The 14,548-nt window shown below is 32.3% G+C and carries 8 protein-coding genes; 4 read left to right on the top strand and 4 right to left on the bottom strand.

Annotated elements, in window-relative coordinates:
* Positions 1–26: 26 nt before the first annotated feature.
* Together VPAR_RS05845 and VPAR_RS05850 are read left to right on the top strand one after the other, a co-directional pair.
* A complete protein-coding gene (locus VPAR_RS05845) occupies positions 27–686 on the top strand; it encodes an HAD family hydrolase (protein ID WP_012864541.1) in 660 nt (219 codons plus the stop codon).
* Positions 687–1,115: 429 nt separating this feature from the next.
* Positions 1,116–1,727, top strand: a complete 612-nt coding sequence (locus VPAR_RS05850) for an acetate uptake transporter (protein ID WP_012864542.1) — start codon at positions 1,116–1,118, stop codon at positions 1,725–1,727.
* 171 nt (positions 1,728–1,898) lie between these two features.
* On the opposite strand, the gene VPAR_RS05855 is transcribed toward VPAR_RS05850, so the two are convergent.
* The 3 genes from VPAR_RS05855 to VPAR_RS05865 all read right to left on the bottom strand — a co-directional run bounded on the left by VPAR_RS05855 (position 1,899) and on the right by VPAR_RS05865 (position 10,570).
* A complete protein-coding gene (locus tag VPAR_RS05855) occupies positions 1,899–2,495 on the bottom strand; it encodes a hypothetical protein (protein ID WP_012864543.1) in 597 nt (198 codons plus the stop codon).
* A 484-nt stretch (positions 2,496–2,979) separates the two neighbouring features.
* Complete coding sequence (locus VPAR_RS05860; RefSeq protein WP_012864544.1) at positions 2,980–6,339, bottom strand: DEAD/DEAH box helicase; 3,360 nt, start codon at positions 6,337–6,339, stop codon at positions 2,980–2,982.
* A gap of 130 nt (positions 6,340–6,469) precedes the next feature.
* The gene (locus tag VPAR_RS05865; RefSeq protein WP_012864545.1) at positions 6,470–10,570 is read right to left on the bottom strand and encodes an NACHT domain-containing protein; all 4,101 of its coding nucleotides are present in this window, start codon (positions 10,568–10,570) and stop codon (positions 6,470–6,472) included.
* 159 nt (positions 10,571–10,729) lie between these two features.
* Between VPAR_RS05865 and VPAR_RS05870 the strand changes: the two genes are divergently transcribed.
* Positions 10,730–12,688: a DUF2075 domain-containing protein gene (locus VPAR_RS05870; RefSeq protein ID WP_012864546.1), complete on the top strand. Its 1,959-nt coding sequence runs from the start codon at positions 10,730–10,732 to the stop codon at positions 12,686–12,688.
* A gap of 98 nt (positions 12,689–12,786) precedes the next feature.
* Here VPAR_RS05870 and VPAR_RS05875 read toward each other — a convergent pair whose 3' ends face one another.
* On the bottom strand, positions 12,787–14,118 hold the full coding sequence (locus VPAR_RS05875; protein WP_012864547.1) for a hypothetical protein: 1,332 nt from the start codon (positions 14,116–14,118) through the stop codon (positions 12,787–12,789).
* Between the two features lie 116 nt (positions 14,119–14,234).
* On the opposite strand from VPAR_RS05875, the gene VPAR_RS05880 reads away from it, so the two are divergent.
* On the top strand, positions 14,235–14,504 hold the full coding sequence (locus VPAR_RS05880; protein ID WP_012864548.1) for a hypothetical protein: 270 nt from the start codon (positions 14,235–14,237) through the stop codon (positions 14,502–14,504).
* Positions 14,505–14,548 lie beyond the last annotated feature (44 nt).

Below are 14,548 nucleotides of genomic sequence, written 5' to 3' on the forward strand. Positions count from 1 at the left end.
ATATTAATTTAATATCGGAGGACCCTATGAAATATACGACTATCGTTTTTGACTGCGACGGTACATTGCTCAATACGGCTACAGATTTAGCTAACGCCGTAAATCATGTTCTACGTACACATAACTTCCCTGAAAAATCTCTAACAGAGGTAAAAGCAGCACTCGGTAATGCAGTAACATATTTAATGCGTCAGTGTCTCCCTAGTACAGTAGCTGATCATGAATTAGAGCCATACATTGAGGAATTTAAAGCTTACTATGGTGAGCATTTAAAAGACACAACAGCTCCTTACCCAGGCATCCTAAATATGCTTGATGTATTGCGTGAACAAGGTTATAAATTAGCCATCGTGTCTAACAAAATCCAAGAAGGTGTAACACCACTTAATAAAGAGTACTTTGGCGATCGTTTACCTGTTGCCATTGGTGAAAGACCAGGGTTACAACGTAAACCAGCACCAGATATGGTGCTCCAAGCATTAAAAGATCTAGGTTCTACACCAGAAGAATCCATTTATGTAGGTGACTCTGAAGTTGATGTAGCTACCGCCAAAAACTCCGGTCTACTTTGCATCGGTGTTACATGGGGCTTTAGAGAAGAATCACTCCATAAAGAACTAGGCGTAACACATATTGCCCGAAAAGCAGATGATATTCTAAGCATTATTGAAACCTTAAATAAATAATATATGCACCTTTTCATGGAATTTAAAATAAAATTAGTCATATTCAAGGCACTACTCATATATTGAGTATAGTCATTGATATATTCTAAATTCTTGTCAATAATCTATAGCAAATTCATATAAATAAGAGATTTATAAATTAAAATCGTACAAAATTGGGAAATAAAATCATAGGCTTCTCATTTTGCACGCTTTTTCTTTTATTTTCTCACTTTTATTTCATTTTTCACATTATACATTTTACACATAGCTCCTATTCCAAATCTATTGCCTTAAAAATGTGATATATGTTACATTTATGGGGCAGTGCTTTCACATAGATACGCCGTCAATTCAATAGCTAGTGTATTGAATGGGAGATGACCGCACAATATCATGTGAATATTTTACTGTATGGTTGTAGTTAGTTGACAGAGAAATGAGGAACAAATGGAAAAGGAAGTAAGAAAAGTTGAAATGAGTGAAAATGTAGCAGATCCAACAGGTCTTGGTCTACTAGGTTTAGCTATTGTATGTTTTGTGGTATCCACGTCCCGCGTAGGCTGGTCTGGTCCAACAACATCCGTTATTATACCTTGGGCTGTTTTATTAGGTTCTTTGGCCCAATTAATGGCAAGCCATTTTGATTTCAAGAAAAATAATCCTTTCGGCTCTGTTGTATTCGGTGCATACGGTTTATTCTGGTCTGCAATGGCTGGCGTTTGGTTAATCCAAATGGGATCTTTCGGTCCTGAAATTCAAAAAGGTTTCGATGTAACACAATTAGCATTTGCTTTTGTGGGCTTTTTAATCTTCTCTATTTTTGGTACAATTGCATCTTTAAAAACGAATAAAGTTGTATTCGCTATTATGCTACTTATCTGCTTCCTATTCTTCGGTCTAGCAACTGACCTATTCTTAGGCGGCAAAACAGGCTTCTTCGCTCTTGCAGCATGGTCTGAATTATTCATCTCCCTATTAGGCTTCTACGGTTCTGGTGCTGTACTTGTTAACAAAGTATTCGGTAAAACTGTATTTCCTTTAGGTAAAAGCATATTATAATAGTTTGAAAACTATATAAACTCTTGCACAACAAAAGAGGTTCCTGATGGTCACAAATTGACACATAGGAACCTCTTTTTAATTTACTTTTACTATACCCATTCAGCTAAATATTACAAACTGACTAAATACATTAGGATAAATAAATATGGGAATCTGATCAAATACACCTTATTTATAACTAAACTGCGCATCCATAATCATCTGGCGTAACTGCTCAATGCGAACACCTTTTGGTAGCTGGTCTCTATAAAACTGTAAATTATAATAGTAACGAGTATCTTCATAATCAGTAACTAATACCATGTCCGTCCTATTATGTAATGGCCAGCCATACATGAATTCGGCTAGTAAACTACGCACACCATCATTATCAATCTCTGTTACATCATACTTAATAGGCAATACCATCTTTACCGTAGGTTCAGGAACCGTTCTATCTTTAACAATTTTTTTAATCTCTTTATCTAAAGAGATACTTGTATTATCGATAGATCTAGCCTTCACATGCATAAAAACACCATCAGAGGTTCTAAAAGCTCTCCCATCTATATCTTTAGTTTCCCCCTTAGTCTCCACAGAGTCCTTCAATACACGGAACTGATACGGACCAAAAAACTTGATTTCTGTAATAGCATCTAAACCTTCATCATATTGACCATTATGTACATTCGTAACATGTATTAGAGGTCTAATATCGTTAGCGTTTGAAAGCATTGGTGCCGCTAAACACAAACCTAAACTTAGTAATGTAATACAACGTTTCATAAATATCTCCCCCACTAAACACTAATATTAATTGTATTTTAACATAGTTAATTCGTTTTTATGATAGTAATTACAAAACGAAAGAGGTTCCTAATAGTCACCTAGGTGACTATTAGGAACCTCTAATCTATTTACTTTTATTTTTCACAACACTATATTGAACTTGAGACCTCTAAATGGGTCCAGCCTTTGCTAATCAACTCGAGGATTGGCGGTGAGAAAACGCATGAAAAAAGGCCCGACATAGAAGTCAGACCGTTTCTTCAATTCAATAAATCTAGAAGCGAAGTCTGGCGTCGAAACCATTTATGCCTCACTTTGATATAAATTATATCATATTTAAATAAGTAAAGGAATCTAAGGATTTCTTTCCTTGTTTTCTTTTATAAAGCCTTATTGTAAATATAAATTCTTTATAGAAACATCTATAGTAACCTATACCTTATAATCTAGCAATCTACTATAGTCATTGCAACTTATTAACTTAGAAATCCTCTAAAGTATAAATAGGCAAGTATCTTTGGGCAAATGCAAGATTTTTATTGAGTTCTGCCCATTTGGTAGCGTCACCAATAACATAGATATACTCCCTTGCTCTTGTAAAGGCTACATTTACATTATTAGCGTTAACCCATTTAATAGCTCCATTAGCAGTGCCATCGCTTTGACAGCCTAACATATAAATAACGACTTTGGCTTCTTTGCCTTGGAAGGTATGAACTGTGCCAATATTATTTTCAATCCAGATATCACGACTTTCATCGTCTATATATACTAGTTGATTACTCATGTATGCTTTAAAGCCTTCAGCAACAGTTTTAAAAGGAGATATGACAAATATATCGTCTAGCTTTACATTATGATTCTGTAAGAGATTAATTAACTTAGCCCCAATTTCACCTTGCGTATTTATGTAATGATCTTTTTTTGACTTAGAAATGATTTGGCTAGCATCATAGGTAATCCAACAACTAGGAAGGGCAATTTCAACCGGTTCTTTTGGTTTCACGGTTTCATTAATCATAAAACCGCCATAAGACAATTCATTGGATACATTAAACATAATTTCACCACAACGACGATGAACAACTAGTGGACAGCCTACCCACGAAACAGAATCATCCTCTTCTCGTATCGTACCAGCAAATGGATTTTGTGCATCTGCTAAACGTTGAACGGATAATTCCTTATGTCTATAACAATCTATATCATGATTCCCTACATAATTAACAAATAAATCCTGAACAGTTTGAACTGGTTCAATTTGCTTTGGATCACCTACAATAATGGCTTGTTGTGCACGATATAATGCACCTAATACCATATGTGGCGATGCTTGACCAGCCTCGTCTACAATAATAGTCCCAATAGAACCTTCACCTGTACAATTACGAAGCATACTTTCAACAGCCGCAAATGTAGAGGATATAACCGGTACCGCTAAAAATAATGTATTAAATACTAAAGGAAATACTTGATCTAAGCCAAATTGTTTATCTAACTCTTGACGTTTCTTATAAGAACCCCAATAAGATGATAAGAGTTGCATGTTCTTTCTAAATGGTTTACTAATAGCTACTGCCTTTTGTACTTGTAAGGCATCGAAAAATAGTTGCTCTCGACATTCATTGATATAATCACAAGCATATAAATAGGCTGTATGTGCAGAAATATATGCCGATTCATCTTTATTGCGTGATACGCCATATGAACTTTCAACTGTATCAAAACAGCTAATATTATCCTTATTAGATAATTGTAATGTTTGACATAATTTGCCTTGTACTGCCTTTATATCAACTATATTTTCCTGCAAAGTTTTACACTCAGATTCTAATTCAATACGTTGCTTTTCTAATACATACTTAAGTTGCAATCTGTCATGTAAGGTAACAAGCTCAGCTAATATAGATTTCAATTCTCTATTTTTCTCATTAATAATAGATAGTAACGCTGTATTACTTAGCCCTTTTAATACTGATATAGATATCTTCCCCAATACCTTATCCACTAAAGAACGCTTAGCATTCAACTCAATCAAATCATTTAATAGCTCTAGCTTACGCGATTCAATAGAGGTCAAGTCTCCTTCTATATCCGTATATTGATTAATTTCACAATCTAACGCTTTTTGAGTAGCTTCTAGTTTAGAAATATCCCCTTCTAATTCTTTCAAGCACTGTATATTTTGCTCATAGCTTTCAGTATAAGCAAACAATTGTGTTACTAACTCATATTGTTCCTGAAATTGCTTCTTAGCTGTAACAAATAAATCTTGTGCCGATTTTACATTCATCACAGACTCTAATCGTGTACAAAGAGAATTCAATATCGGTTTAAATTCAGAAATATTTTTTGAATTACCTAGCCTTGTAGATATGAGTCCCCATTGATCAGTTGTATTATGCAGCTGATTAGCAAGATATGTGAAGTAAATTTCATTAGGAGAGACGGAGTCTTTATCATCTTTTTTCTGCAATACACTGATATCTATTTTTATATCAGAATGCCTTGGATCAAATATGTGTGAATCATTAGATCCGGTCCTAACAGCTGATATATTGGGCAATTCCAATGATATATTTTCAACAGCCTTATTATTAGCAGATAGCACTAGCATACCATATTTACTAATAGAACTAGGAATTTCATAACAATATGCGTCCCCATCTGGGCTTTTTACCTTAGTAAATATATCCTCAACATGATTATATTCACAAATTTTACTAGCTCGCTCAACAATATTATTAGCAATAATATCTTTTAACAACGTTGTTTTCCCTGTCCCTGGCGGCCCATTAACAGAAAAAATTTCCTTTGGGTTCTCTTTTGCAATATTAACGGCTACTTGTTGCATCAGGGATAAATTAAATGGTGATGGCCATCTTCCTAACGGTAATGCTCTAGGCGTATACCAATGTCGTAGCTGTTCAGTGTCTTGTAATAAATCGTATTGTTCAATTGACGTGTTTAAACTATTAATATAGTGTAATAACTTATTATCTTCAGCTATTTCGTCTATATGTTTAGACAAAAAATACAAATCATTTAAAAAACAACTTGCTTTCAAATCATGGCGGTAAGGCTGACTCTTGGTTTTACGATTCACTAGTGTAGATGTTAATCCACAATAGGTGTATACATCACCAGCACGCTTCATCTCTACGCCTATAGGCTGTAAAATCTGTTCACATACGTAATGATTCACAATCTGTATGGTCTCATCTATTGAAAGCACTTTCTCCTGGGATTGTAATACACGCTCCATATCCTTTTCAATATCTTTCCACTGATGTAGATGTAAATTCTGCAATGGTTTATCCGGGAATAACACTAGTTCCCGTACGGCCCATATAAATGGTGAAAGTCTAACACTATCAGCAACATAATTTCCATCATTATCTGTCATAAAAGATGAGCAATATAATGCTGGAAATAAAGGTGTTTCGGGTATATCTGTAATTCCCATCTTGTTAATAAACTGCTCCAGTACAGACGTTCCATCAACCACACAAGTAAATACGGCACAAGACAGGTCTACCGTATACGTACTAATCCATTTCTTATAATACTCTTCAAAATGTGTTAAATACGATAACAATGATTGACTATGTACTATATCAGGAATAGGTAATACCAATTCAGATACAGTTTTATAATACGAATCACTATCTATAAGAGAAAAATCAATAGCTGATTGTTGATACAACTTAATATGGTCACTAAATATCTCAAATACCTTTGGCTTATTCTTCTCAATCTTTGTATAATCTGACACTATCTTTGGTTGTAGTGCATCTAATGAATACCAATAATTTATAATCTGTTTTGCTATTTCTTTCATCTACCTCTGCCCTCTCTTAAGACCAATGGCAGTATTATACAAATAAAAGAAAGAAATTTCATGAAGAAATTAAAAATAGGTCTGTGTTATAAGTACAATATGACCTAAATACAGATAAAATATCTGACCTTTATTCAGATTTTATTACACATTTAAGCTTCCCATTTATTTTCTTATTCTTATATAAATAGTAACCATTCCAATTACTCCATTTAGATTGCCGATCATCTAGAAAGAATATCTTTTCACCTTGAATATACCAAAATGCACTATAATTATTTTCTTCCAAAAACTTATCTAATATATCTCGTCTTAACAATAGCTCTGTAGTGCCTCCATCATTAATACTTTGATTAAATGCTACAATTTCATCTTTATAATAATAAATTCCATCTATATCACGTTGGTATAAGCCCATACTTTGAATAATTTCACCTGCCGGTATATAAAAAGATATAGCGCTTTCTTTTGATGCATCAAATTCTTCTTCCCACAAGAAGTTTATACATGCGGGAATTATATTTAAATCAGTCCCCTTTAAAAAATTCTCATGGCTACAAAACTCATCAACATATCCAGGACTCCAACTATATTCTCTATTGAATAAAGAATAACATGATCGTATGCTACTAGTAATAGTACTCATAAATTCTGATGATTCTATTTTATCTAAAGTAACTGGTTCATTTGATTTTGATACCAAATACATAGTTGATGACATCCATATATCTTGATCCCCTTTTATAAATAACACATCATCATCATGAATCCGGAATTGACAATTCTTATAAAACCTTAATGAAAACCATTCCATACCATCAAATGCTTTTTTTATTAATCTATCAGGAAATTCATTAAACATATTGTCAGGAGTTTCAAGCCAACAATCAATTTCATCTTTTGAAACATCATTAATCAAAAAAGAACTATTTTCTAAAGGCTCCTCCTCAAAAACAGGAGTACTAATATGATTCATAGAATATCGTGTATTTAAAGTTGGATCAAAGTCTCTTACATATGGGTTCCAAGGTCCATTATATTGAATATCTTTTTTATCATCTGAATAGGATCCTAGTAATTTATGTGTATCCGAAAGACGAGCCAGTACATTATAGAAGGTAATCCACTGGTATTTCTTTCCAATTCTCTCAGTACGTTGCATAAAATTTCTATCCCCATATCCACCTTTACGCATATCATATTTACCAAATAGCTTTTCAGAATACCCCAATATATTAAATATATAATCCATAGCATAATAATAAATATTATCTTCATCTACATCTTTAAAATATGAAAGTGCAGCTTGAAAAACGTATCTACCAAAATCCCCGTACATCCCTCCACTTTTTACTTTAGAGTTAAACATCATTGACGAACATATGCAACCACGCCCTCCGAAATAATATTCAGATTTATAATAATCTATCACATTACCTCTAGGTATTGGCTGTGAAGTATATGGTGGCTCAAATATATTATTTTCAAAGTTAGATCCTTTATGGGGAAACTCATATATAAACCGCTCAATGATTAGCCTTGCATAATCACGAAGTAAAATATCAGGATATACCTCATCCTTACAAAAAACCTCTTTATAAATGTAAATTGCTAACTCTTCAAAATCAGCTTCATCTTCCCCTCCCCGCTTCATTACAGCACCAAAAACAATCCCATATAATCTTTGTACAATATAAGGGTCATTTACGGCTTTAAATAAATCAAGTAGATATTTACAAAGAGTAAATCTATGTCTTAGAATTTCAATCATCACTTTAGAAATTCTATCACGCAATACACGATTTGATGAGGTAAGGAACCAAGAAAATAATATCAATAATAATTTAATTTTTTCTTCAGAAACTAATTCTAAAGTATTACCTTTTTCAATATGATAAGCAAATTTAATAATTATATCAGATTCATTTAAATTATTAACAAAAATAGTCCACAAATAATCTCTACGGGCCAGCGAATAACTATTTAACAATTTATTAAGACCTAGTGAGTTTAATATGTTATTAGTTTTACTAGAATTTTCAATAAAGATTTGCCAAACAATATTAGGGCTGACTTTATACTTATCAAGAGATGCGATAAAAGATTCTAAAGAATCATTATACTCTCGCCAGCAAAAGGTCTTGAAGTATTCCTCTAAAATATCTCGTTTATATCCATCCTCTACAATATCATCTATAATGCTTATACATTCTGCACCATTCTTAATTGAATATAAAGCGGCAATCATAGAAAATAGACTTGCATTACCACCATTCCTTATTTGCAATTCATGATTTATCTCAAATAAGTTATATAAAACATACACTTTTAATTCATCATCACTTTTATTCTCTATAATCCAACTTGCATATATATAGTCCTCCAGTAAATTGTAAGAAATATAATATATTTCTTTTTCATCAAAAATAAATGATGTAATAATCCCTGAACGTTCTAAAGATTTTATATAAGAAATTTTATTAGTTACACCATATAACTGCCAACAATTTAAAGCTATTAATTCTTCTTTAGAAATTATATTCTTCTTTTGCTTATTCTCAATATATTCATTTAAGAATTTCTTTATAAGGCCTATAGGCTCTTCAAAGTTAGCCGCTTTGGAGGCCTCGTTATCAGCCTTATTTAAAACTTCCTTAATTAAAGCTAATAAATCTTGACTTTCACCCTTATAGGTTTGACAAAACCACGTTAAATAAAGAGGATTAAAAATTTCTTGTTTTAAATAAATTTCTGGAAATACTGGTATCTTATAATTAGCCAAAAAATCAAATACCCCATCAATATTTTCATGATCTAATCCCCTATGAGTAATTGATGCAATAGTTCCTTCACTAATATCATTAATAACTTTTTCACTCAAGGTCAATTTCTCAAATCCAGTCCTAAGAGATATAACTAATCGAATTCTATTATATTTATTAATAATAGAAATCAAGTTATTTATACCATATCTCCAAATGTCCCGATTATTTGATTCATTTACAGCATCAATAAGTATAACTGAATAACAATTATTTAAGTAAGCATATTCGTCCATATATCTAAGTATATCTTCAAAAAAAATATTAGATATATCTCCTTTAAGGCTTTTTAAAAACTGCTTTTCAATACGCTCATCATTTAAATATGTTTGCCCCAAACTTAAGATTACAAGATTATCATTATCAATAATTTTTTTTGCTGTATTTGCTAAAAGTTGTGATTTTCCGGTCCCCATTTCCCCTCTAACAATTAAAACATTACTATTAATCAATGATTTTACATCTTTAGAAAATTTTAATTGCTCTGAGATTTTTAAAAGCTTTCTTACTTCAGTTAACTTATCATATAAGTTTTCTTTATCATCAGAATTTGATTCTTTGTTTTCAAGTTTACTTAAAAGTTTCTTCTCACTAGAACAAAGACGTTTTATAATATCTTTACTTTTATCTTTAAATATATTAGACCAATTTAACGCCTCATTCAAATTATAAATTTTTACATCTGGAATAGCTTCAATAATATGAATAAATGCTCTAACATCTTTTTTATTACTACAATTATAATTACTAGCTATTTTTTTTAAATATTCTGTAACTTGATGTTTTCGTGTATTAATTGATTGTGCCGCATTTGAATCCTTCAAAAATAATAATAAGTTATCTTCTGTCTCAGTACTTATATTAAATCTCGCATTGTATCTATTCCTAAGATTCTCTAAACTAAGTTCAAGATTTTCTCTAAACCACTCTTTAGTAAAAGAATATTTCCCAAAATATGTCGTGAAAACTGTAGGATAATCCATTACTTTATCTAAAATTGTTTGACCTGTAATCAAGACAATAGCAACACCTGAAGCTTCTAACATCTCAACAATATCTCTATAAGATCTACTTGTTGAAGTGATATCTTTATTTGAAAATAGATAAACTTTATCTATTTTTCCCGTATAAACTTCAAGCATTTTCTTTAATGAGTCTCTTATTTGTTTATAATTTATATTAGAATCAAAATACTTAGCTTGAAAGCTAATATTGCAATCCCCATATTTTGACCTTACAGGAGCAACCTCTACTCCTGGATGATTAGGATCTGAATGTAACACTTCAGAATCTAAAACAAATTCTCGGGAAAATAAAGATCGACACATATTTTCAAACGCAATTTGTTTGTTAGGATTATTTACTTCAAACTTTGCCCATGATAAATTATCACTACTTGTTACATTCATTGAAATTGTCCTCATAAATTATCTAGTATACATTTATTTCAGAATTAATATCTCATCAACTATATAACCAATATATTTTGTATCTATAATAAAATGTTATAATAATATTATTCAACACATTTCATGAATTTTCCTTCATTTTTATATTAAGGTTAGAAAATGATTATCTACTCTTCTACAAAACAAGCTTTCATCCAAGATTTCGAACAAGGTGTCTTGGTCAAAAAGTTACATCAATCATTAACAGAAAAATATCGTCGTGTTGGTGAATCTGAAATTCATTCATGGCAAACTTCTTTATCTTATATGGCTAATGTTATACGTGATTTTGCTATACCTGACTTAGCTGGTGTTGCGATTGAATATATCGTTCCAAACACGCAAAAACGGGTGGATTTTATTATTACCGGATTAGATCAACAGAATAAAGAACATGTAGTCATTGTGGAGTTGAAGCAATGGGGCGAAGCTTTCAAAGTAACTGATAAAGATAATATTGTATCTACCTATCTCCGTGGTGGACTCCATGAAGTCACACATCCATCCTATCAAGCGTGGTCTTACTGTAGTCTCATTGAAAACTTTAATGAAGATGTACAAACTAGACCTATTGAGCTTCATCCATGTGCCTTTTTACATAACTTTGATGAAAGTATTTCACCAGAATTGCGAGATCCAATTTATCGTGGAATATTAGATATATCTCCAATGTTTACATTAGGACAAATGGACAGGCTCCGTGATTTTATTAAAACGTATATTCCAAAGCCTGACACTACAAACATTATGGAATCAATAGAGCATGGTAAATTAAGACCATCTAAAGCTCTGCAAGATTCTATTTTAAGTATGCTGCAAGGTAATAAAGAGTTTGTACTCATCGATGATCAAAAGGTTGAATTCGAACGCATAAAAAAAGCTGCTCTAGATGCTATTAAGAACAATCAAAAAACGGTGTATATTGTTCGTGGCGGGCCCGGTACTGGTAAAAGTGTTGTAGCAATAAACTTATTAGCTGAATGTATCCATAACGGCTATATGGCGCAGTATATTACATCTAATGCAGCGCCACGAAATGTATATAGTACCATGTTACAAAAAGGGTTCAAAAAAACAGAGATTAAAGCATTATTCCAAAGTAGTGGCACATTCCATACACGCTCTAAAAATGCACTTCAAATTGCAATTATTGATGAAGCACATAGATTACGTGAAAAATCTGGAATGTACCAAAATGAAGGGGAAGACCAAATCAAAGAAATTATTAATGCATCCCTCTTTAGTGTCTTCTTTATTGATCGAAATCAACGTGTTACTTTTAAAGATGCAGGTACTATCGATAAAATATTAAAGTTTAGTACTGAGCAAAAGGCTCTTGTTTATGAGGGCGCACTAGAATCCCAGTTCCGTTGTAATGGCTCTGACGGCTATTTAGCTTGGTTAGACAACGTGTTTCAAATTGCAGAAACAGCAAACTATGATGGTTTTGAAGGTGATTATGACTTTAGGATTTTTGATGATCCTAACGCTATGTATGCTGCTATAAAAGCAAAAAATGAGATAAACAATAAGTCTCGAGTTTTAGCAGGCTATTGTTGGGATTGGCCTAAGGAAGGTCGAACGACTTCTCTTGTAAAAGATATCCAAATACCGGAACATAATTTTGGAATCAGCTGGAACTTAGGAAATTCCACCACATATGCAATAGATCCAGACTCTATTAATGAAGCGGGCTGTATTCATACCACTCAAGGCCTTGAGTTTGAGTATGTAGGAGTTATTATCGGTGACGATTTACGTTATGAAAATGGCAAACTCATCGTAGATATTAATAAACGTGCTAAAACAGATCAGTCTATCAAAGGTATCAAAAAACTTTTAAAAGAAAATCCTGAGGAGGGACATCGTATTGCAAATGAAATTGTAAAAAATACATACCGTACATTAATGACACGTGGTCAAAAAGGTTGCTACATCTACTGTACAAATAAAGAGTTAGCCAATTACTTTAAATTAGCCTATAATCATCAATTAAGCTATACTTACAACGAACCTCAAGTTGCTCTAGCAGAACAACCACTAGCGGCCGATAAAACAAGTTCTAATACAACAAAATAGGGTCTTAAAGAATTGATATTGTAAAATGAGCCTGTAGCACTATAATAGTATAGTGCTACAAGCTCATTTTTAATTATTATTCAACTCATAAATAACGACTACTTAGTATTCTTAATATCATAAGTAACCATTTCTTTTGGCATCTTAGCCCCCAGTCCACTTTGGAATGTATGATAGTAGTCCTTAATGTTATTAGTATCCACATATTGCACAATATCACGATAGTCTTTTACCAATAGATTGCTATTATTAGACATAATAAAATGCGTATATACAAATTGTTTGTCATGAGATATTAACATATACAAAATTGTTTTAGGGCGCTTAATTTGTAAGTATACAGATGGCATAGCATCATTCCATACGGTAGCAAATTGAATTGGTTGTCGCATCGAATATTTGTCAGACATAATGATACTTCGTACAACTTTTGGGAATATATTTTCTAGATGCTGCATATCAGTATCAACTATTGGCATCACCATAATCCCCTCTTTATAATGATCGCTATCATGTATGTACATATACGAATCGCTTTTATCTACCCGTACCATTTTACTTGTTTTTAGTGTTAAAAATGTAAAATCATTAATTTTTAATGTCTTACTTTTAGAAAGGATATCCTTAGCTGGCTCAATAGATGGTAGAACATAGTTTACCAAAGGTGACATTATAATTTCTTTAGTCTTATCTACACCTTGTTTCTCCAATGAATTCAACTGTTTTTTAGGTGTCAAATTGTAACCGATATGATAGGAAATTGTAGGTGTATCCTTCATTGTAAAATTGATACTCCCTACCATCGGAGTCCCCTTAGCATATGTTACATCCCATGTGGCTTTTTCTATAATAGGATACATAAATTTATCAGCATATAAAGAAGGATTAGGCGCTTTATACACTCCAGCTGTTTTCTCTGCAATAGCTTTCATATCATCGATAGTCAACTTGTTATATGGAATCTTACTATCTTCCCAATTATTTCCAGCTGGTTGATGTCGTAATTCATAGGCCATAATTCCATTAGGACTCATAATTATTGCCTGTTCGAAAGCAGAGGTGCCATCTGAAATTTTTTCAGTATTACCATACCTACTTGGATATGGCATAGTAAATTTTATATTTGCTCCACCCTCCTTTAAAATAAATACTGTTGAAGAAAAATTTAACGAATGGTTTAACTCACGATTTGAATAAATTACCTTATCTAAATCTATATCACCATTACCTACCACAGCTTTGGGCATATAATCTTTTATTTCTGCTTCAACCTCACGTTCCATCTTGTGTACATCTAAATCAGTCTTGCGATAATTTTGATATGCATCCTTTGATATTGTAGGATCCGCACCTGGTATATTAATATCAATCGCATGACTTCCTAACGTAACACAGCTAAAACATAGTGTAGCCATCAATATACGTTTCATAATAGACTCTCATCCTTTCACATAATGCCTCTCAAATAGTATATATGTATAGAATATCATATTTTAGTTGACATTTAGTAGTACAATATAAGTATAGAAATGAGGAGGTGATACCTATGAAGTTTACAAAACGTATGATTGTCATGACTCTTTTAGCCGTGACAGCGGCTGTATCTACAGGATTTGCTTATGATTATGTATGCAATGGATCACAAGCAAATTGCAATACCAATGCTCAGTATAAATGTAATGCAGATACTCAATACAATTGTAATACAAACGCTCAATACAACTGTAATAATAACAATACAGTTTGTAACAATACTAGCCAAGGTTACTGTGGTCAAAACTCTAATACTAGAGGATGTGGCGGGTATAGAAAATAATATATCGGATACGACAAAAGCCTATAGTACTGAATATGTACTAT

The organism is Veillonella parvula DSM 2008 (assembly GCF_000024945.1).
Classification (GTDB): Bacteria; Bacillota; Negativicutes; order Veillonellales; family Veillonellaceae; genus Veillonella; species Veillonella parvula.

Bases quoted from the DNA above. Each gene is read 5' to 3' on its own strand.
- VPAR_RS05870 (WP_012864546.1), top strand. From the start codon at position 10,730: ATGATTATCTACTCTTCTACAAAACAAGCTTTCATCCAAGATTTCGAA.
- VPAR_RS05875 (WP_012864547.1), bottom strand. From the start codon at position 14,118: ATGAAACGTATATTGATGGCTACACTATGTTTTAGCTGTGTTACGTTA.
- VPAR_RS05860 (WP_012864544.1), bottom strand. From the start codon at position 6,339: ATGAAAGAAATAGCAAAACAGATTATAAATTATTGGTATTCATTAGAT.
- VPAR_RS05880 (WP_012864548.1), top strand. From the start codon at position 14,235: ATGAAGTTTACAAAACGTATGATTGTCATGACTCTTTTAGCCGTGACA.
- VPAR_RS05845 (WP_012864541.1), top strand. From the start codon at position 27: ATGAAATATACGACTATCGTTTTTGACTGCGACGGTACATTGCTCAAT.
- VPAR_RS05855 (WP_012864543.1), bottom strand. From the start codon at position 2,495: ATGAAACGTTGTATTACATTACTAAGTTTAGGTTTGTGTTTAGCGGCA.
- VPAR_RS05850 (WP_012864542.1), top strand. From the start codon at position 1,116: ATGGAAAAGGAAGTAAGAAAAGTTGAAATGAGTGAAAATGTAGCAGAT.
- VPAR_RS05865 (WP_012864545.1), bottom strand. From the start codon at position 10,570: ATGAATGTAACAAGTAGTGATAATTTATCATGGGCAAAGTTTGAAGTA.